20 protein-coding genes are annotated in these 20,153 nt (G+C 56.2%); 11 read left to right on the top strand and 9 right to left on the bottom strand.

Annotated features, from left to right (window positions below):
• The first annotated feature begins 23 nt into the window (after positions 1-23).
• The 6 genes from bamA (at position 24) to lpxB (ending at position 6,112) form a co-directional block, all read left to right on the top strand.
• A complete protein-coding gene (gene bamA, locus AABB29_RS17275; RefSeq protein WP_341369059.1) occupies positions 24-2,351 on the top strand; it encodes an outer membrane protein assembly factor BamA in 2,328 nt (775 codons plus the stop codon).
• Entirely contained in the window at positions 2,351-2,875 is a 525-nt protein-coding gene (locus tag AABB29_RS17270) for an OmpH family outer membrane protein (protein WP_341365735.1), read from the top strand. The genes bamA and AABB29_RS17270 overlap by 1 nt, the downstream gene beginning before the upstream one ends.
• A gap of 84 nt (positions 2,876-2,959) precedes the next feature.
• The gene (gene fabZ, locus AABB29_RS17265) at positions 2,960-3,421 is read left to right on the top strand and encodes a 3-hydroxyacyl-ACP dehydratase FabZ (protein WP_341365736.1); all 462 of its coding nucleotides are present in this window, start codon (positions 2,960-2,962) and stop codon (positions 3,419-3,421) included.
• Positions 3,421-4,206, top strand: a complete 786-nt coding sequence (lpxA, locus tag AABB29_RS17260) for an acyl-ACP--UDP-N-acetylglucosamine O-acyltransferase (RefSeq protein ID WP_341365737.1) — start codon at positions 3,421-3,423, stop codon at positions 4,204-4,206. The genes fabZ and lpxA overlap by 1 nt, the downstream gene beginning before the upstream one ends.
• A complete protein-coding gene (locus AABB29_RS17255; RefSeq protein ID WP_341365738.1) occupies positions 4,206-4,991 on the top strand; it encodes a UDP-2,3-diacylglucosamine diphosphatase LpxI domain-containing protein in 786 nt (261 codons plus the stop codon). The genes lpxA and AABB29_RS17255 overlap by 1 nt, the downstream gene beginning before the upstream one ends.
• A complete protein-coding gene (gene lpxB, locus AABB29_RS17250; protein WP_341365739.1) occupies positions 4,988-6,112 on the top strand; it encodes a lipid-A-disaccharide synthase in 1,125 nt (374 codons plus the stop codon). Before AABB29_RS17255 ends, lpxB begins: the two co-directional genes overlap by 4 nt.
• Here lpxB and AABB29_RS17245 read toward each other — a convergent pair.
• From AABB29_RS17245 to guaA, 6 genes are all read right to left on the bottom strand, one after another.
• On the bottom strand, positions 6,053-6,976 hold the full coding sequence (locus AABB29_RS17245) for a DMT family transporter (protein WP_373636648.1): 924 nt from the start codon (positions 6,974-6,976) through the stop codon (positions 6,053-6,055). The two genes, lpxB and AABB29_RS17245, sit on opposite strands and share 60 nt — an antisense overlap.
• Positions 6,977-7,085: 109 nt before the next feature.
• Positions 7,086-8,171, bottom strand: coding sequence for an outer membrane beta-barrel protein (locus AABB29_RS17240; protein WP_341365741.1), 1,086 nt, complete (start codon positions 8,169-8,171; stop codon positions 7,086-7,088).
• Between the two features lie 157 nt (positions 8,172-8,328).
• Positions 8,329-9,195 (bottom strand): DMT family transporter, encoded by an 867-nt coding sequence (locus AABB29_RS17235; protein WP_341365742.1) that lies wholly within the window; start codon positions 9,193-9,195, stop codon positions 8,329-8,331.
• Positions 9,196-9,244: 49 nt separating this feature from the next.
• On the bottom strand, positions 9,245-9,868 hold the full coding sequence (locus AABB29_RS17230; RefSeq protein WP_373636647.1) for a YdcF family protein: 624 nt from the start codon (positions 9,866-9,868) through the stop codon (positions 9,245-9,247).
• A gap of 76 nt (positions 9,869-9,944) precedes the next feature.
• A complete protein-coding gene (locus AABB29_RS17225; protein ID WP_341365744.1) occupies positions 9,945-10,241 on the bottom strand; it encodes a putative quinol monooxygenase in 297 nt (98 codons plus the stop codon).
• Entirely contained in the window at positions 10,232-11,785 is a 1,554-nt protein-coding gene (guaA, locus tag AABB29_RS17220; RefSeq protein WP_341369060.1) for a glutamine-hydrolyzing GMP synthase, read from the bottom strand. The genes AABB29_RS17225 and guaA overlap by 10 nt, the downstream gene beginning before the upstream one ends.
• A gap of 99 nt (positions 11,786-11,884) precedes the next feature.
• On the opposite strand from guaA, the gene AABB29_RS17215 reads away from it, so the two are divergent.
• Both AABB29_RS17215 and AABB29_RS17210 read left to right on the top strand, forming a co-directional pair.
• Positions 11,885-13,171 (top strand): hypothetical protein, encoded by a 1,287-nt coding sequence (locus tag AABB29_RS17215; RefSeq protein WP_341365745.1) that lies wholly within the window; start codon positions 11,885-11,887, stop codon positions 13,169-13,171.
• Positions 13,172-13,313: 142 nt separating this feature from the next.
• Complete coding sequence (locus AABB29_RS17210; protein WP_341365746.1) at positions 13,314-14,858, top strand: trimethylamine methyltransferase family protein; 1,545 nt, start codon at positions 13,314-13,316, stop codon at positions 14,856-14,858.
• On the opposite strand, the gene AABB29_RS17205 is transcribed toward AABB29_RS17210, so the two are convergent.
• Positions 14,855-15,151, bottom strand: a complete 297-nt coding sequence (locus AABB29_RS17205) for a DUF6477 family protein (protein ID WP_373636646.1) — start codon at positions 15,149-15,151, stop codon at positions 14,855-14,857. The genes AABB29_RS17210 and AABB29_RS17205 overlap by 4 nt on opposite strands.
• A gap of 244 nt (positions 15,152-15,395) precedes the next feature.
• On the opposite strand from AABB29_RS17205, the gene AABB29_RS17200 reads away from it, so the two are divergent.
• The 3 genes from AABB29_RS17200 (at position 15,396) to AABB29_RS17190 (ending at position 18,277) form a co-directional block, all read left to right on the top strand.
• Positions 15,396-16,517: a DUF6456 domain-containing protein gene (locus AABB29_RS17200; protein WP_341365748.1), complete on the top strand. Its 1,122-nt coding sequence runs from the start codon at positions 15,396-15,398 to the stop codon at positions 16,515-16,517.
• 120 nt (positions 16,518-16,637) lie between these two features.
• Positions 16,638-17,597: a lipoyl synthase gene (gene lipA, locus AABB29_RS17195; protein WP_341365749.1), complete on the top strand. Its 960-nt coding sequence runs from the start codon at positions 16,638-16,640 to the stop codon at positions 17,595-17,597.
• A gap of 104 nt (positions 17,598-17,701) precedes the next feature.
• A complete protein-coding gene (locus tag AABB29_RS17190; protein ID WP_341365750.1) occupies positions 17,702-18,277 on the top strand; it encodes a DUF3365 domain-containing protein in 576 nt (191 codons plus the stop codon).
• A 29-nt stretch (positions 18,278-18,306) separates the two neighbouring features.
• Here the strand turns inward: AABB29_RS17190 and AABB29_RS17185 are convergent, their stop codons facing one another.
• Positions 18,307-18,972, bottom strand: coding sequence for an orotate phosphoribosyltransferase (locus AABB29_RS17185; protein WP_341365751.1), 666 nt, complete (start codon positions 18,970-18,972; stop codon positions 18,307-18,309).
• 61 nt (positions 18,973-19,033) lie between these two features.
• Positions 19,034-20,086, bottom strand: coding sequence for a dihydroorotase (gene pyrC, locus AABB29_RS17180; RefSeq protein WP_341365752.1), 1,053 nt, complete (start codon positions 20,084-20,086; stop codon positions 19,034-19,036).
• Positions 20,087-20,153 lie beyond the last annotated feature (67 nt).

The raw sequence follows: 20,153 nt of genomic DNA, 5'->3' as shown, positions 1-20,153 counted from the left end.
GGTAGTGAACACGGGCGATGAAAATGCAGAATGTTGTGGGGCGTCTTTGGAGCCAAACTGTCGATGCGGCGCGCCGCCTGTTATTAGCGTTTTTGCTGATTGCCGTCGGCGCGACGATCGCATCGGCGCAATCTGTCACCGTCCGAAGCGTTACAATTGAAGGCAATTTACGCGTTGCTGATGGGACGATCCTGACCATCGGCGGTATTGATATTGGTGATACGCTCAGCACAGCTGAACTGAACGATGCAGCCCAAGCCCTGCGCGCGTCCGGCCTTTTTGAAAGTGTCGATCTGATCCCACGCGGCAATGGTCTGCTGATTCAGGTCGCCGAATACCCGACGATCAACATCATCAACATCGAAGGCAATGCCCGCTTGCGCGATGCGCAGCTTTTGCAAGTGGTGCAATCGCAGTCGCGCCGGGTCTATAGCCCGGCCCAGGCAGAGGCCGATACTGCGGCCATTACCCAGGCTTATGCGCAGCAGGGGCGGATCAACGCCGTTGTCACACCGCGGATCATTCCGCTGCCAAATAACCAAGTGAACCTGGTGTTTGAAGTCGTCGAATCTGCTGTGACAGAGGTTGAGCGGATTTCATTTATTGGAAACCGCACATTTTCCGAAGGCCGTTTGCGCCGCGTTCTTGAAACCAAGCAGGCCGGCTTTCTGCGTCCGATTATTGCCCGCGACACCTATTCCCCTGAACGCGTCGCTGCTGACCGTGAAGTGCTGACCGATTTCTACCGCTCGCGCGGTTACATTGACTTTGTCATCCAGAATGTTGACGTGGCTTTGACCCGCGAACGCGACGCATATCTGATCACGTTCAATGTGCGCGAAGGCCAGAAGTTTGAGTTTGCCGATGTGACTGTCCGCAGTGAGATCGAGGGCATTGATGTCTCTGATTTCCAGGACGCCATTCGCGTCAGACGTGGCGCAACCTATTCACCGGTGCCCATCGACAGCGATGTTGTCCGGCTTGAACGGCTCGCCCTCCAAAAGGGTCTGAACTTTGTGCAGGCCGATCCGCGCATCACCCGCAATGAGCGCGATTTGACGCTTGATCTGGAATACGTGCTGGTGTCTGGCCCACGCGTTTTTGTTGAGCGTATCGATATCGAAGGCAATGGCACCACGCTTGACCGGGTGATCCGCAACCAATTTGACATTGTCGAAGGTGATCCGTTCAACCCCCGTGAAATACGTGACAGCGCCCGCCGCATCCGTGCTTTGGGTTTCTTCGAAAACGCCGCTGTGAATACCCGCGAAGGTTCATCACCTAGTCAGGTGATCGTGGATGTCGATGTGGTTGAGGGCCCCACAGGGACGCTGACTTTTGGTGCGAACTTTAACAGTGATACTGGGCTTGGCCTGGTGTCGTCCTATCGCCAAAGCAACTTTCAAGGGCGCGGCCAGCGGTTGAATTTTGAGCTGTCAACGGCCGAGACAAACCGCCGTCTGGCTTTTGGATTTACTGAGCCGCAATTGCTGGGACGTGACCTGCGCTTTGGTCTCGATCTGTCTTATGCAACGACAGACAATGAAAACGCCCTTTATGATACGGAATCGCTGCGCCTGAGTCCCTCGCTCAGCTTTCCTGTCAGCGAGAATGGTCGTTTGGCGGTTTATTACGCGTTTGAATATAACGACCTGACTGATGTGTCGGATTCGGCCAGCCAAATCATTCAAAATGAAGCCTTGGAAGAGGGGGTTGTGACCAACTCTTTGGGCTATAACTATAGCTATGATAACCGCCGTACAGGGTTGAACCCGAATGCAGGGATTGTGCTGCGCTTTGGTCAGGAGTTTGGTTTTGGTGATACGCAATTCATCAAATCAACAGGGCTTGCGGGTGCCGAGACTAAGATCTGGAATGAAGAAGTCACCCTGCGCGCGACCTTGGAGGCCGGTCATCTGAGCTATCAAGAAGGCAGCAGCCGTGTAACGGATCGTTTCTTTTTGAACTCAAGCCTGATGCGCGGCTTTGAAGCTGGCGGGATTGGTCCACGGTCGACCGATCTGGATAGTGATTTGAACATCACTGATGATGCCCTAGGGGGCGACTCGTTTGCTGTGATCCGCCTTGAGGCAGAGTTCCCGTTGGGCCTGCCAAGTGAATACGGGATCTCGGGCGGTGCATTTATCGATTACGGCTCGGTGTGGAATGTTGGTGAGACCTACGGGCTCGACCCGCTGTACAATGATTTCACGCCGCGTGCGGTTGCAGGGCTTTCGATCTTCTGGACAACTCCGATTGGTCCGCTTCGGTTTAACTTTACCGAACCATTGGACGTGCAGGAATTCGACAACACCAAATCCTTTGACGTGACCATCTCGACCAGTTTCTGATGATGATGTGGCGCGCGATTGTTGTTTTGCTGGTTCTGGCCATGCCGGTCAGTGCTCAGGAACAATCGGGCCCGCCTGTTCTGATCATTAATAGTGACCGTCTTTACTTTGAGACCTTATATGGCCGCAGGCTGGCCGCTGATTTGGCCGCCGAGGTGACCGAAGTGCAGCTTGAGAATGATCGCATTGTTCAGACCCTGACCGAGGAAGAACGCAGCCTGACATTGCGCCGCCCGGATATGACCCCTGAGGAGTTTCGCGCCGAGGCGGATGCATTTGATGCCAAGGTCCAAGAGGTCCGCCGTGCCCGTGATGCCAAGAATTTAGAGCTGCAGACTGCCAGCGCAGAAGCCCGCGCCATCTTTGAAGAGCGGGTGCAGGGTATCATTGGCAATGTCATGCTTGCGCGCGGCGCCGCGATGGTGGTCGAAGAGCGTAGCGTGCTGCTTTCTGTTCAATCTGCCAACATTACGGATGATGTCATTGCCCGGGTTGACGCCGTTTTGGGCGACGGGACCCGGTAGCAGATGCTTGCCCGGCTGGCCTACGCTTGCTAGTGATGTCCAAGCGGTTAAAAACCGCATGGAACAACAAGGAATTGCTGCCAAATGTCCGACGCCGTGACCGAAGCTGATATCCAGCTGATCCAAAAGATCCTGCCGCATCGCTATCCGTTTTTGTTGGTCGACAAGGTGCACAGCATCAATGGCACAACATCGGCTGTTGGCATCAAGAATGTGACCATGAATGAGCCGCATTTTCAGGGCCATTTCCCCGGCAATCCCATCATGCCCGGTGTTACCATTGTTGAGGCGATGGCCCAGACCACGGCTGTTATGGTCGGTGCCTCGCTTGGTCTGACCGATGGTAATCTGCTGGTGTATTTCATGGCCATCGACGGCTGTAAGTTCCGCCGTAAGGTTGTTCCCGGCGATGTGTTGGAAATGCATGTGGAAACGACCCGGGGCAAGCCGGGTGGTAAGGTCTGGCGCTTTAAGGGTGTCGCCACGGTGGACGGTGAAATGGCCGCAGAGGCCGAATTTACCGCCATGATGGATATGCAGGGCTGATGTCGCGCATTCACCCCTCGGCCGTCATTGAAGAGGGCGCAACGATTGGTCCTGACTGCGTGATTGGCCCGTTCTGCGTCATCGGGGCTGAGGTGGTATTAGGCGCGCGGGTTACCTTGAAAAGCCATGTGGTGATCGCGGGCGACACCCATATCGGCGATGACACGGAAATCTATCCCTTCGCTGTCATTGGAGAGATCCCCCAGGACCTGAAATTTGACGGTGAACCGACCCGTTTGCGCATTGGTGCCCGCAACCGTATTCGTGAGCATGTCACGATGAATACCGGCACAGTTGGTGGCGGCGGTGAAACCCGGATCGGCGATGACGGGTTGTTCATGGCCGGGTGCCACATCGCCCATGATGCCCAGATCGGTGACCGCGTGATTGTCGTGAACTCCTCGGCTGTGGCGGGTCATTGCATCATTGAGGACGACGTCATCATCGGCGGGCTTTGCGGTGTGCATCAATGGGTGCGTATTGGTAAAGGTGCGATTATTGGCGCCGTGACGATGGTCACTAAGGATGTCGTCCCGCATGGCTTGGTGCAGGGCCCCCGCGGTGTGCTGGATGGGTTGAATCTGGTTGGTTTGAAACGCAAGGGCGTGGAACGTGCGGATATCACGGCGCTCCGTGCGGCGTTTCAGATGCTCAAGGACGGTGAGGGCACGTTTCAGGATCGCGCTCACCGGTTGGCGGATGAAAGCGACAGTGCCTATGTTCAGCAGATGGTGGCTTTTATCCTGGGCGACACGGACCGCAATTTTCTGACCCCGGGGGGCTGATGCTGGCTTTGATCGCAGGGATGGGTGATCTGCCAATGGCGCTGGTTGCCCGGTTGCCGGAGCGTCCTTTGGTCTGCGCGTTGGATGGGTTTGAACCCATATTACAGACCGATATCACCTTTCGCTTGGAGCATTTGGGCACGTTTCTGCAGACCCTGCAGGCGCGTGGTGTCACCCAAATTTGCATGGCGGGCGCTGTCCGCCGTCCGCAGATTGATCCTGCGGCGATTGATGCGGCGACAATGCCATTGATCCCGAAGGTGCAGGCGGCAATGGCCAAGGGGGACGATGGTGCGCTGCGTGTCATTATCAGTTTGCTGGAGGAGGCCGGGTTTGCCGTTGTGGCAGCCCATGAGATTGCGCCTGACCTGTTGCCGGAGGCGGGTGTTCTTACGCAGGCCGTGCCGGGGTCTGATCACAAGACGAGTGCGATGCTTGGTGATGATTGTATTGCCGCGATGGGGGCTGCCGATGTGGGGCAGGCCTGTATCATGAGCGCGGGACAGGTGCTGGCGAAAGAAGGGCCAGATGGCACTGATGCGATGCTGTCGTCATTGTCGGGCGCGCATGATGCAATCCTGTTCAAGGCCCCGAAGCCCCAGCAAGACCTGCGTGCTGATTTGCCGTTGATCGGCCCGGATACGGCCAAACGTGCGGTTGAGGCTGGCCTGGCGGGTATCGTCATCGAGGCCGGAGGGGTCATGGTTTTGGACTTGGCCGAGGTGCTCGCCGCGCTTGATGCGCATGGTCTGTTTCTTTGGGTTCGCCCCAAGGGTGACGCATGAAGGTGTTTGTGATCGCGGGCGAGGCCTCGGGCGATAAGCTGGGCGGTGCGTTGATGGCGGGGCTGAAAGAATTACGCCCGGATGTCACGTTTGATGGTGTGGGCGGCCCGCTGATGCAGGCCGAAGGGTTGGTCAGCCGCTTTCCGATGGATGAGCTGAGCGTGATGGGCCTGGCGGAGATCCTGCCAAAATATCGCGCGCTCAAAGCCCGGATCAGGCAAATGGCCGAGGCCATCCTCGAGACGAAACCGGATATTCTGATCACCATTGACAGCCCGGACTTTTGTTTGCGTGTGGCTCGGCTCGTCAAGGCAGCGAGTGACATTCGCACGGTGCACTATGTCGCCCCAACCGTTTGGGCCTGGCGTCCGGGGCGGGCTGCGAAGATGGCGCAGCATATCGATCATGTCCTGGCCCTATTTCCGTTTGAGCCGCCGTTGATGCAGGCTGAAGGAATGGAATGTGACTTTGTGGGCCACCCAGTCGTGGCCGAGCCTGTGGCTGATCCGATTGAGGCCGCTGGTACGGTCGTCCTGGTGCTGCCGGGTAGCCGAAAGGGCGAGGTGGGCCGTTTGGCTGAACGCTTCGGGCAGGCTGTTGCGCAGATTGCGGCGGCAGTGCCTGACGCGCAATTTGTCATCCCGACCACGGGCGGCGTGCATGATCTGGTGCGCGAAAAGGTGCGCCATTGGTCGGTCCCCGTGACTGTTTTGCCGCCTGCCTCCGCGGATAAGGCGGCGTGGTTTCGGCGGGCGGATGTCGCCTTGGCGGCCTCTGGCACGGTGTCGCTGGAACTGGCCGCGAACGCCACGCCGATGGTGATTGCCTATGATATGGCGTGGCTCAGCCGGATCATCATTTCGCGGATGCTGCTGGTGGATACGGTGACTTTGGTCAATCTGGTCAGTGAAACCCGCACGGTTCCGGAGTTCATTGGCAAGGATTGTGTGCCCGGGCCGATTGCCGATGCGGTCTTGCAGGTGTTGGCTGATCCCGGTGCGCAGAATGAGGCGATGGCGTTGACCATGGAACGTCTTGGCGCGGGTGGTGAGCCGCCCGGGCTACGTGCGGCGCGTGCGGTTTTGGATCGGTTTGAGCAGGCGACCGTCAAGGATGATTAGCCCTAAGGCCAGTAGCCCGAAGCCTGTGTAGGCGCGCAGGGGCAGGGCCTCGCCCAGGACCAATGCGCCGAGGATGATCGCGACCGGTGCCACGAGCAATGTGCAGAGCATCAGATTGCCGCTGCCCGCCATGGCCAGCACGCGGTAGTACAGAAGGTAGGCGACGGCGGTGGCGATGATCGCGTAATAGGCGATGGCCACCCAAGTTTGCGGGGCCAGGTCCATGCTGATGGGCCCTTCGATGATCCAGGCGGCGGGAAGGGTGATCAGGCTGGCTCCGGTCAGCATCCCCGCTGCGGCCACTTGCGGTGTCAGCCCGCCTAGCATTTTGCGCGCCCAGACACCGGCCAATGCGTAGCTGATTGTGCCGCCGATGACGGCCAGTTGTCCCAGTGACCGGATGTCAAATTGCGTCAGTGCCGAGAGCCCGATGGCCGTGGCGACCCCAAAGAACCCCAGCGTGACCCCGATGGCTTTGCGCGCGGTTAGCCGTTCGTCTGCGAAAAAGAGTGCTGCGGCGATGACCCCGAAGATGGCCGTGGCCGCGTTCAGGATTGAGGTCAGCCCTGTTTCGATGTGCAGCTGCCCCCAAGCCATGAGGCTGAAGGGGATCACGTTGTTCAGCAGGCCCATGATTAGGAATGCGCCCCAGATGCGGGGGCTGGTTGGCAGGGGGAGCCGGACGATGAACACGTAGGCCCAGAGGATCAGCATCGCCCAGACGGTGCGGTGTGCCACGGCCGTTAGCGGGCCGACTTCGTTCAGGGCGATCCGGATCGACAGGAATGATGCGCCCCAGATTAAGCTGAGGATGATTAGTTCTGCCCATGCGCGGGGCGATATGGTTTTTTGAACCGGGGCCATGGGCGGACTTGATCGGGTTGGCGGGGCAGGCGCAACCCGGATCATGCGGGAGAAACGAAAAAGCCCCGCCGGGTGAGGGCGGGGCTTTGGCTCTCTATGGTTGAGCGTTTTAGAAGCTATAACCGATGCTCAGACCAACTGCGATTGCGCTGTTGTCTGCGAATTCAACGCCTGACCCATCTGTGGCGTCGCCGACCACTGCATATTCGATCCCGCCGGTAAATTTCACGTCGTTCACTGTATAGCTGCCACCGATGCCGTAGCTGGTGGAACCATCAGTTGGTGCGAGGCGGGATGCTTCGCCGCCGGTGGCATCTTCGAATGTTACCCGACCAAAAACGGATAGATCGTCGTTGATGCGCCGCCCAACACCGAGTTGGTATGTGAATACATCATCGTCGATGCCGGTTACACGATCGCCTGTTGCGCCTTCGTAAAGGGCCGGACGCACTTCCCACACCGACCATTCTGCCCAACGGATTGACCCAAAGACCAGCGTGTCCACAGCAACACCCGTTTGGAAATCAAGTGCAACCGACTGGGGCAGCTCGATATCTGTTGTGCTGTCCAAGGTTGATACCCCAACAAACGCTTCGCTGGTTTCGAAGTCATGGGTTACACCACTTTCGTATGTCAGCGAGACACGTAGCGCGATTTCCGGCATTTCGTAGGCGGCGCCCAGCACATATCCGACCTGTGTGTTTGTTTCAGTCTCAGCAGTGTATGGCACGGCCATTGTCAGTGTCGCAGGGATATCGATCGTAGCTTCCGACTGAATAACACGGGCACCGCCATAGATAGAAACCGCATCTGTTGCCTGGTACTTTGCAACAGCTGCAACCTGTGTGCTGTTCCATTCGGCGGCAAGGCCAGAGTACACACCGGACGTGTAGTTGGCGTCCGCACCAAATGGCTGGTTGATGAACAGTGCCAAGTCTATCTGGTCAGTGACCCCGTATTTCACCGCAGCGCCAAACGACAAATAGCTTTCAGCCATGTTGTCCGTTGAGCCGCCACCCAATACGGCGGGGTAGTCACCTGACACGTCGGGTGATACGGATGAGAAAGACAGCTGCGCATGGTTACCATCTTCAAATAAAACCGAGTATGCATTACCGGTGCGATCAATTCCCCCCGCGTTGGCAATGGTGGTCGTGAGCAGCAGTGCTGCCCCTGCTGTCAGTGTATTTCTCATGTCCTCATCCCTGTCATGATCAAAAATTGTGCGGTCAACCGTAAGGATTGCTTGACGTTTGCGTCAATTATTGACGCAGCGTCAACCCGTAGTGCTGGCCGTAGCGTCACAAAAATACACTAGATCGGTTATTTGCGCAACTTTTGAACCGTACTGTTTAGTTTTCTCTAGCACGTTCCGCGAAGCTGATATTCAGATAATTCGCCGCAAAGATGAAAGCCGCCCCAACGAAAACCAATGCATCGAGCGGTTCGTCATAAAGCGCCATGCCCACGACCGCGATCGCAGGAAGTCGAATGAAATCAATGGGCATCACGATTCCCGCGGGGGCGATGCTGAGCGCTTTGGTCAGGCAAAAATGTGCAAGCAGACCAGCGATTCCGATCAGGATCACCCAAACGCTTATACCTGCTGAGGGCAGGCGGATGTCACCATCGATGCCCGCACAGATCAGTCCGAAGACCGCCTGCATGACGGTCAGATAAAACAGGATCGTTGTGATCGTCTCGGTCTGTGTCAGCTTTCGCGTGAAGATCGCTGTGAGTGCAAAAAATACCGCACAGGTTGCGCCGGCCATCAGCCCGGGGCTGATATTTGATAACTCTGGCCGCGTCACGATGAGCACCCCAACAAAGCCAAGTGCCGCGCTGAACAGGCCCACCGCGGTCAGACGTTCCTGTAACAGAAGGGGTGACAACAGGATCACCCAAATGGGGGTCGTGAATTCAAGGGCGAAAACTTGCGCGAGAGGGATCAGCGTTAAGGCGTAGAACCATAGGTTTTGGCCTGCGAAATGGCAGGCATTGCGGATGAGGTGCAGTTTGGGCCTGTCGGTTCGGATTTGTCCCAGTGTTCCACTGAATTTGGCCAGTGTGACGACGATCAGGATACCCGTTAGGCTGCGAAACAACATGATCTCAAAAGTATCAAGCTCGACACTGACTGTGCGCCCGGCGATGGCCATTGAGGTGAAAGAGACGATCGCACCGATCATCCATAGCGCGGCTTGGAGGATCGGGCTCATGTTGGGTTTGCCCGGCAGATATGCGGTTCTGCCGTCTTCGCGAATTTACTTACCTTAGCCAATGATCATGTTTCCCCCCGGTGGCTGACCATAGCATGGCCCGCCCCAGATTGAACCATGTTGCGAGCGTTTCCCGCCCGAGCATCCGCAGGCTGATATCGCCTTCGCGGGTGCGGCGGAAACGATCAGAATGCGCGACTGAAATGTTGTCGTAGCCCATCCACCAAAAGCTGGCTTTGGAGCGGGGCAGGTGGAAGGCTTCGCTGACCAAGATGACCGACTGCGCATCGGACAGCATCGGTTTGGAGAACAGCGCGTTTTGCAGTGTTGAGAGCGAGCGGTTTTCTGTGGTGATGGCCCCGGCTGGGATGCCTGATTCTTGCGCCAGTTCGGCCATCCGATCACCTGCGCCTGGTGTATTTGGTCGCGATACGCCGCCAGTGAAATGGATGCGCGGCGCGGCGCCCGCATTATAGAGTGCGACACCCTTCATCACACGCCCGACCGTGTCTTGTCCCAGCGTCCCATTCGCGCTCATCCCGCCGCCGAGAACCACGATGACATCGGCTGTTGGTTCTGACGCGGGCCGCCATGCAGTATAGGCGGTAATTGCGGCGAAAGTGACAAAGAATGTGAGAACCCCGGCTAGGATGATTTTGATGATGAAACGCATCGTTGCCCTTTTCGTCAGTTTTGCGCGGGTTTTGGTTTTATGGCGCAAAGGGCCAGGATGATCAGTATTTTGGCCATTAAAGCAGGCGCTTGTTGAAGTTGCGCATCAGTTCTTTGCTGGCCGGTCCCCAAGGCCGTGCGGCGCCTGCAGATTGGTGGTGTGCAAAAGCGGCTTCATCCTTGAAAAGCTCATCCACGTGAAAAAGCGTAGGGTCATCTGCATCTGGCGCGACGTCGAATTTCAGACAGCCGGGTTCTTGCCGTGTCAGGGCTTTGTGCTCTTCCAAAAGCGGCAGCAGGTCGGCCTGCATGTCTTTTGGAATGATGATCGTACCGGTCAAGGCGACCATGCCCGGCTTGGCCGTTATTCCCATTCGATGGTTCCGGGCGGTTTGCTGGTGATGTCATAGGTGACCCGATTGATCCCCGGCACCTCATTGATGATCCGCGTGGCGGTTTCGCCAAGGAATTCATGGCTGAAGGGGTAGTAGTCTGCTGTCATCCCGTCGACAGATGTCACGGCCCGCAATGCACAGGCAAAGTCGTAGGTGCGCCCGTCGCCCATGACCCCGACCGTGCGCACGGGCAGAATGGCCACGAAGGCCTGCCAGATGTCATCATAGAGCCCGTGTCTGCGGATTTGGTCGATATAGACCGCGTCGGCCTTGCGCAGGATTTCCAGTTTCTCGCGGGTGATTTCACCGGGACAGCGGATCGCGAGGCCAGGGCCAGGGAACGGATGTCTGCCGATGAAGCTTTTTGGCAGCCCAAGTTCGACACCCAAGGCGCGCACTTCGTCTTTAAACAGCTCGCGGAGCGGTTCGACCAGTTTGAGCCCCATTTTTTCGGGCAGCCCGCCCACGTTATGATGGCTTTTGATCGTGACCGATGGCCCGCCCGAGAAGCTGACGCTTTCGATCACATCGGGGTAAAGCGTGCCTTGGGCCAGGAATTCGGCCCCTTCGATGTCATTGGCGTATTTCTGGAAGACGTCGATGAACAGTTTGCCGATGATCTTGCGCTTGGTTTCGGGGTCGGATTGCCCTTCGAGTTCACCCAAGAACAGTTCGGTTTCATCGGCGTGAATCACTTTCAAGTTCATATGGTCGCGGAACATACCCACGACTTCTTCGGCCTCGTTCAGGCGCAGCAGGCCGTGGTCGACGAAGACGCAGGTCAGCTGGTCGCCAATGGCTTCGTGCAGCAGTGCTGCGGCCACGGACGAATCGACCCCGCCGGACAGGGCGCAGATTACTTGTTTGTCGCCGACTTGGTCTTTGATCGCGGCAATCGCCTGCTCGCGGTAGGCGCCCATGGTCCAGTCGCCAGAGAAACCGGCGAGCCGCACGAAGTTTTCATAGAGCTTGCCACCGTTGGGCGTGTGATGAACCTCGGGGTGGAATTGCACCGCGTAGAAGTGCCGCGACACATCAGCCGTGATCGCAAAAGGCGCGTTGGGTGAGGTGCCGTAAACCTTAAAACCTGGCGCAATTTCAGAGACATGGTCGCCGTGGCTCATCCAGACTTGTTCCTTGTCGGTGGCAAACCAGCCGTTGAGAAGGTCCAGACCGTCCTGCGGTGTCACAAAGGCCCGACCAAATTCTTTGGTACCGTGCCCGCTGACCACTTTGCCGCCCAGTTGGGTCATCATGGTTTGCTGGCCGTAGCAGATGCCAAGGATCGGGACCCCCAGATCAAAGACACTATCAGGCGCGCGGGGTGATCCTTCGCGGGTGACGCTGTCAGGTCCGCCGGAGAAGATCACGGCCTTGGGCGCGAAGTCGGCCAAAAAGGCGTCGGTGACGTTTTGATAGGGGTGAATTTCGCAATAGACGTTCAGCTCGCGCAGGCGACGGGCGATCAGCTGCGTGACCTGGCTGCCGAAGTCGATGATAAGAAGGCGTTGATGATCAGACATGGCCTTCGGGTAGCCAATGCTTTTCGACATTGCAAGGCGGATCACTTGAAAGCTGTCCGCTTGCTTCATAATTCAAGGTTAACATTTGGGGGATGGCATTTGAAAATACGTGGGTTTCTGGCAATTTCAACGGCTTGTGCTGCTTTGGGCGCGAAGGCGGATACGGTCACTGAACTGAGATGTCTGGAGGCCGCATGGCAATCCACAGTTGCAGAATATCAGGAAAATCGCGATGCCGTCTGGGCCAAGATGACCAACTGGCTGCAAGCCCCCGCGCAGCAGGGATGCCGCAAAACCGTTGATGATCTGACGGATGAGACATTTTCATGGCAATGCAGCATTGGGTCCCAGGATGTCAAAACGACTTTGCAGTTTCGTCATGTCGATCGCGAATACACGCGTATCTATCGTTGGGACCGGATATATGCCGCAAGAAGTGCAGCGTTTGATCAAATCAGTGATGCGTTGTCGCTTGATCCGGTTGTGTTTGATCAATGGGCTGACGCCGTTTTCGCGGCTGATGCCCATTTGCGTCCAGAGCATTACCGACCGCCTGTGGCTGGACGTAGCAATAAGCAAAGACTTGAGCAGCATCTGGCAAATTTTGACGCGCTTTATCGCTATGCTGGGTACAATGCCAATCCGATCGGCAGCGTGGGCAATGAGCAGGGTTTATTTGCGCATGTGAAATGGCCGGATGTGACTGAGGCTGCCTTGTTTGATCGGGTTTTGCATTACGTCGATACTTTTCACCTTTTACAGCAGCTTGAAGATCCGAGCCTGGGTGCCGGGCAGGCCGGTATGGCGGCCGCAGATCGTTTCCAGGAAATGATCAGGCTTAGCGTATCCTTGTCGAACTATTGGATCGAAGCGAACTCAGAAAATGTGATTACGGTGAATGATGCACCAAGCTTTGCATTGTTTGATCAGCCAAGGAATATTCGCCAGACGAATGAGATCAGCACAAGCGTTTATGATACAGCATCGTTCACGCAAACCACGCAAGGTCCCTTCATTGTGGGCGGTAATCAACTGGTTTTCTACTATCTACCGCAACCAAATGCGGATGAAGTAACAGCAATCGGTCATAGTTGCGAAAGGGATGGCACCTTTCCGTGCCCGCCTTTGGGGGCGCTGACATCAAATGTGCCAAGCGTCATGCTTGATCCGCCAGAGCAATGTGAAACTGACGCGGGTTGTCGGTTTACAAGTGAGCGTTGGATCAATGATCATGTGGCTGTTGTTACACATCTGCAGGCGCGTGAGGCGAATGAAGAAGAAATTGTGGCTTTTGCAAACAGTTTGCTGACTTTGACAACCCGGTCCAATTTGACTGCTTTTGAGCCGCAGCCCGATTTCGATCCGATGACCGAATGCGCCTATTAGGTCGGGGCCAACACGAACTCTGATCAAAATGCCAGCGCATGTCGCTTTTGCCTGCCAGAGGCCGCAAAAGCGGTAATTCCGACCGTCTCTCAATTGTAAGACTATAAGACTAATTGAGTTATCGGCGGTTGGAGGAGTTTTCATGTCAGATGCACCGGTCAGAGCGGCAAGACGCGGCGGTGGCGGGGCGGCGCGCCGTGCGGCAAGAACGGCTGTGAGTGTCGAGACAGAGAAATTCATCACCCGCAACATTCCCCATTATGAGGTTCTGACCGAAGAGGCGTTGGACTTGATCGAGGCGAATGCCGAAACTGTCCTGGCCGAGATCGGTGTGAACTTTGTTGATAACCCGGATGCGTTGGATCGTTGGCGTGCGGCAGGTGCCGATGTGCAAGGCGAGCGCGTGCGCATTCCGCGCGGCATGGCCCGCAAATTATGTGCGACTGCCCCATCCAAATTTACCCAAGTTGCCCGCAACCCGGATCGGAATGTCGAAATTGGCGGCGATAGTCTGGTGCTTGCCCCGGTATATGGGCCGCCATTTGTGCGTGATGCAGCGGGCGGTCGCCGCTATGCCACCATGGCTGATTTCGAAAAATTCGTGAAATTAGGGTACATGTCAAAATGGCTGCACCATTCGGGTGGCACCGTCTGCGAACCAACGGATGTCCCCGTGAACAAGCGCCACTTGGATATGTTGCTTGCCCATATGATTTACAGCGACAAGCCCTTCATGGGGGCTGTCACCGAGCCGAGCCGCGCGCAAGATTCCGTTGAGATGTGCGAGATCCTTTTCGGGAAGGATTTTGTGCAGGACAACACGGTCATGACCTCGCTGATCAATATCAATTCGCCCATGACATTTGACAATGTCATGATGGGAGCGCTTGAGGCTTTTGCCCAGAACAACCAGGCATCGATCATTAGCCCGTTCATCGTCGGCGGCGCGATGGCCCCTGTATCGGTGGCTGGAACGCTGACCCAAGTATTGGCCGAAGTACTGGCAGGCGTTGCCTATTCGCAGCTGGTTCGCCCCGGCGCCCCGGTCATCTTTGGCGCGTTTGTAAGCTCTATCGATATGAACTCAGGCGCGCCGACCTTTGGCACGCCTGAGGCGAGTCACATTACCTACGGTGCCGGGCAGTTGGCCCGCCGTTTGGGGTTGCCGTACCGATCGGCCGGGTCGTTCTGCGGATCGAAACTGCCAGATGCTCAGGCCGCGTATGAAACCGCCAATAGCTTGCAAACCGGGTTGTTGGCTGGTGTCAATTTCATGCTGCATGCCTGCGGTTGGCTTGAGGGCGGTCTTGTCGCGTCGTTTGAAAAGTTCGTGATGGATGCCGACCAATTGGGTACGTTGCATCATTTCGCACGGGGTGTTGATACCTCTCAGGCGGGCTTGGCGCTGGATGCCATTGAAGAGGTCGGTCCCGGTGGCCATTACTTGGGGTGCACGCATACCCAAGCGAATTTTGAGACAGCTTTCTGGCGGTCAAATCTGCTTGACTACAAGACCTACGAGACTTGGTATGAGGAAGGTGCCCGCGACACGCAGGCCCTTGCGGCGGCCCGGGTACAAAAGCTGCTGGATACCTATCAGCAGCCTTCAATCGATCCCGATGTTGAGGCCCGTTTGCGTGCCTATGTTGCTGAAAAGAAAGCCAGTATGCCCGACGCCTTCACCTAGCAGGTGCTGGAGGTCGCTTGCATCAGCGCAGCCTCGCCGGACAGGGCAATCAGAATTTCGATATGCCGCGCAATCACGTAATTGCCGGACCGTATTTCGCGCCAGTGATTTGCTTCGGCCTCAAGCTCAAGCAATCGCATGACGGCTTCGGCGGGGCGGGGAAGCGTATCGCAATTCAGCAATCGTTTCAGATGAACATCCCGCCGATAATCGTCGGCACCAAACCGAACGGCACGGACCAAAAGCTGGGGGCGTTTGAGCGATCTTAGGCGCGTTTTGATATCAAGCATCATACAACCTTTCAAAGTATTGATGAGTCGCAATACAATTGCACAACCCGTTGGGGCGTTGCTCATTCCCAATTAGTTAAGAACGCTGCTGTCAGGATTGTTTATCCTTTGGAAAGAATAGTTGACGGGTAAGTTGTAGCGTTAATAAATGAGTAACCATACACGCCTAGGTTGATGCGCCGATAGAGTTGCATCTTCGGCTGCTCATTTTTTGCGTCTCGGAAATTTCGGCAAGAGGACGAGTGACATGACTGCACGAACAGGGTCAATTGGGTCCGATGCGTTACCTGTTTGGGTACCCGATGCAGCCCGACACTATCTTGTGCATACGGAAACAGGTCAATCCATTCGCGCGCTGGCGCGTCAAAGCGATTGCCATCCGTCAACCGTCTTGCGCCAAGTCCGCCGTTTCGAATGCCGCAGAGATGATCCGTTGATTGATGCCGCACTCAAATCCTTGTCGACCCGTGTTTCGAAAGCTGACGATGATCTTGAGAGGGAAGATGTAATGACACAGACAGAATGCCTGCAGGCAACAACCGGCCAAATCGTAGGATTAACACAAAAGCAGATAGATCAGGATGCGAAACGTATCTTGCGCCGTCTTTGCGAACAAGGTGCGGTGCTGGCCGTTGCCCGCGAGATGGAAACGGCGGTTGTTGTCCGTGATACTGAACATGGTGAGCAATTGCGCACTGCCATTGTTGATCGTGAAATTGCGCAAGCCATGGCCTTGAAGGACTGGATTACCTGTCCAAACCCTGAAGGCCGGTTGGCCCGCTACTTTATTACCAATACTGGTCGTGCCGCGTTGCGCCGACTAACCGCTGAAGACGAAAACCGGGCCAGCGGCTTTGCCGAAAAGCGTATGGATGACCCCGGTGACGCTGGCTGGGACATCGCCACCCTTGATGATGAGCCCCCGCAATCGCATCGTTATCACAATACTGAAAGCCCCTTGGTCGGCTTGTCCCGCCGGCGCGACCGTGATGGTGAGCTGTTTTTGAAGCGGGATCTGGTCGCTGTGGGCGAACGGCTTCGTGAAGATTTCGAATTAGCACAGGTCGGCATGAGCGGTGTCGAAAAATGGGAAGCGTTTGTGACAGGTGATGTCGTAGAACTGCATCCCGAGGGTCCCGATGGGGCAATCGCCGCACGGAGTAGGGTGCGTGATGCCCTGCGTGATCTTGGCCCGGGTTTGGGCGATATTGTTTTGCGATGCTGCTGCTATTTGGAAGGCCTTGAACACACCGAGAAATCAATGGGTTGGTCGGCCCGATCCGGGAAGATTGTGTTGCGGATCGCGCTGCAACGGCTCAAACGGCACTATGAGGAAACTCAAGGCCAGTTTGGGCCGATGATCGGCTAAGAAGGCATCAGGTATGTAAGGTCCATGCGCGGCGTGCAGGCCCGCCATGCAGCATTTTGTCTTTATTGGACAAATATAACTGGGGGCGCTAGGTAGGCATAAGACCGACCGGAGCCCAGTATGTCCACTCGCGACCTGAAAATTCCTGCGCAGCGCCATCCTGAAAAGCAGCGGCGCCCTGATGCGCCGCAGCCGACGAAGCCCGACTGGATTCGCGTGAAGGCCCCGACATCCGAAGGCTACAAGGCCACACGTGATTTGCTGCGCGAACATAAGCTTGTGACCGTCTGTGAAGAGGCCGGGTGTCCGAATGTTGGCGAATGCTGGTCCCAGGGTCACGCGACGATGATGATCATGGGCGAGGTTTGCACACGCGCCTGTACGTTCTGCAACATTGCCACAGGCAAACCCCCCGAAGATCTGGATGTCTTTGAGCCGGGCCGTGTCGCCGATGCCGTCAAAAAGCTGGGGCTGAACCACGTCGTCGTCACGTCTGTTGATCGCGATGATATTGAAGATGGCGGGGCGGCCCATTTTGCGCAGACGATCCGCGCCATCCGCCGCCAGTCGCCGAAAACCACGATCGAAATTCTGACGCCAGACTTTATTCGTTGCGATCCCGCAGTGCTGGAGATCGTCGTTGAAGCAAAACCGGATGTGTTCAACCACAACTTGGAAACCGTGCCCGGCCTTTATCCGCAGGTGCGTCCGGGTGCCCGCTATTTCCATTCATTGCGCTTGCTACAGCGGGTGAAAGAGCTGGACCCGACCATTTTCACCAAATCTGGGATCATGGTCGGCTTGGGTGAGGACAAACAGGCGGTGACACAGGTTATGGAAGATATGCGCGCTGCTGATATCGATTTCCTGACAATTGGCCAATATCTGCAGCCGACACCCAAGCACCATAAGGTGGATCGTTTTGTAACCCCGGAGGAGTTCGCCTCCTATGAGAAAGCGGCCTTTGGCAAAGGTTTCCTGATGGTTTCGGCCAGCCCGTTGACCCGTTCATCTTATCATGCGGGTGATGACTTTGTGCGGTTGCGCGACGCGCGCCTGAAGAAATTGAGTGCGGTCTAAGCGCCATTCCTCGCATATTGTGCCAGTTATTCTGAGCCCTTGCGTAATGCTTGAATATATTTCAATTTGGAAATGTATTTCGTGCAAGCATGGGAGGGCTGAATATGAAATTGAAAGCAACGGTCGCAATTTGTGTGAGCTTGGCTGCACCTGTAACGGCTGAGGAAGTGCAGGATCTTGCCCAAGAGGGCGGACAGGTGATTGTCCAATTGGCTGGTGCACTGCAGGCCGAATTGCAAAGCGCCATGCAAGCGGGCGGCCCCGTTGCGGCGGTGGACCTGTGCAATATTGAGGCGCAAAGCATCACTTACGACATATCAGATGCCAATGAAGGCTGGGAAATCAGCCGCTCTAGCCATCGGCTACGCAACCCCGCAAATGCACCTGATGCTTACACGGCGGCGGCGATCGATGATTTTTTGAACCGTTTGGATGCCGGCGAAGATCCACAAACGCTGGTCCGGGCAGAGATCATCGAACAGGATGATCAACGCGTCTTTCGGATGACGCGCGCCATTCCAACCGCTGGCGTTTGTCTGACCTGCCACGGCGCCAGTGAGGTTAGCGCAGAGGTCGCGGACATTTTGGCAGATCGCTATCCCGAAGATATGGCGCGCGGCTTTTCCGAGGGCGATATGCGCGGTGTGTTCGTGCTGAGCAAGGTTTTGGACGCAGGATAGAAACCGGCGACCGTTGATATCGGTAACCCCTAGGGTGCCCAACCTGCAGGATCGCGCAAGTAAGCTTCGACCGCATTAAGCGTTCTTTCGTCAAAAGCTTTGCGCGCCCGGGCTTCGGCAAGCACATCCCACCAGGTGCATAGATAAATCAGCTGGACGCCATGTGCGTCTAGCCGGTCCTGAACGCCCTCGTAGATATCATAAAAGAAGATCAATGCGGTCGCGTTACAATTGGCGCCAGTATCGCGGATTGCGTCCACAAATGACAGTTTAGAGCCGCCATCTGTGGTCATGTCTTCGACCAGCAGGACCCGATCACCTTCGCCCATCAACCCTTCGATCCGGGCGTTGCGCCCGTAACCTTTTGGTTTCTTACGAACATATGTCATCGGCAGCGCAAGTCGCTCGGCGATGAATGCCCCGAATGGGATCCCTGCGGTTTCACCGCCCGCGACATTGTCGAAGGCTTCGAACCCCGCTTCACGCATGATCGTGACAGCCAAAAAATCCATCAGCGTCGTACGGATGCGTGGGAAGCTGATTAACCGTCTGCAATCCACATAGGTGGGGGCCTGCCTGCCAGATGAGAAGGTAAAGGGCGTGTCCGCGTTGAAGTCAACCGCCCCCGCTTCAAGCAGCATTCCGGCAGATAGCCTGGCAATTTCTTCTTTGGCGGGAAAGGATGTAGGTATCATGATGGTGCTCTGTCATATTAGATGATGGGGGGCGATCAAATTTCTAGAAATTTGATCTCACTCACGTTTCGACCCGCCAATGTAGGTCGAAACCGGGATCAAATACGGTGACGGGTCCGTCTGCTGTTGTAATCTGTGCCGGATATGCGATGGGATCACCTTTGGTCAGCGTTATCGTCGTCTCATTTGGTGCTAACCCGTAATAGGCGGGGCCGTTAAGCGAGGTGAATGCCTCCAGCTTTGTCAGCTTCCCCGCCACATCAAAGACTTCCGCAAGGCAAGACATCGTATTTGGCGCAGTAAAGATACCAGCGCATCCGCATGGTTGCAGCTTTGCGGGATCGGTATGTGGCGCGCTATCTGTGCCAAGGAAAAACCGTTTATCGCCTGAAATAGCTGCCTGTACCAAAGCCACGCGGTGCAGTTCGCGTTTCGCGACGGGCAGGCAATAAAAATGCGGCTTGATCCCGCCAGCGAGGATATGATTGCGGTTGATGATTAGGTGGTGTGTCGTGATCGTTGCGGCCAGGTTTTTATGGCTGTCACGTACATAATCCACGGCATCTTTTGTCGTGACATGCTCCATCACAACTTTCAGGTCAGGCACCTTCTTGCGCAGCGGTTTGAGAATGCGATCAATGAAAACCGCCTCACGGTCAAAGATGTCGATATCGTTATCTGTCACCTCGCCATGCACACAAAGTGGCATCCCGATTTCGGCCATTTGTTCAAGAACGGGGCGGATCTTTTCGAAATCGCGCACGCCCGAGGCCGAGTTTGTCGTCGCCCCAGCAGGGTAGAGTTTCACAGCCTGTGCAACCCCGGTTTCATAGGCCCGTTTGACATCCGCGGGATCTGTATCTTCGGTCAGGTAGAGTGTCATTAAGGGCGTGAAATCTGCACCATCGGGCAGGGCGCCTATGATCCTGTCCCGATAGGCGGCTGCGTCCGCAGTTGTGACAACCGGTGGTACTAGGTTGGGCATGATGATCGCCCGGCCAAAATGCCGGGATGTTTCTGGAAGTACGGCCCGTAGCATCGCGCCGTCGCGCAGGTGCAAGTGCCAGTCATCGGGGCGGCGTATGGTCAGGCTTGTCATGTTCTTGTCAGGCATGTTGCCGGGTTACACCGTTGTGCCCGCTGAGACCAGAGCTGTTGTGAATGTCCTTGCAGATCGGGCT

This window comes from Yoonia sp. BS5-3 (genome assembly GCF_038069655.2).
In the GTDB taxonomy this organism is placed as follows: domain Bacteria; phylum Pseudomonadota; class Alphaproteobacteria; order Rhodobacterales; family Rhodobacteraceae; genus Yoonia; species Yoonia phaeophyticola.
The sequence above is the reverse complement of the archived record's forward strand: the minus strand, read 5'-3'. Positions and strand labels throughout refer to the sequence as shown.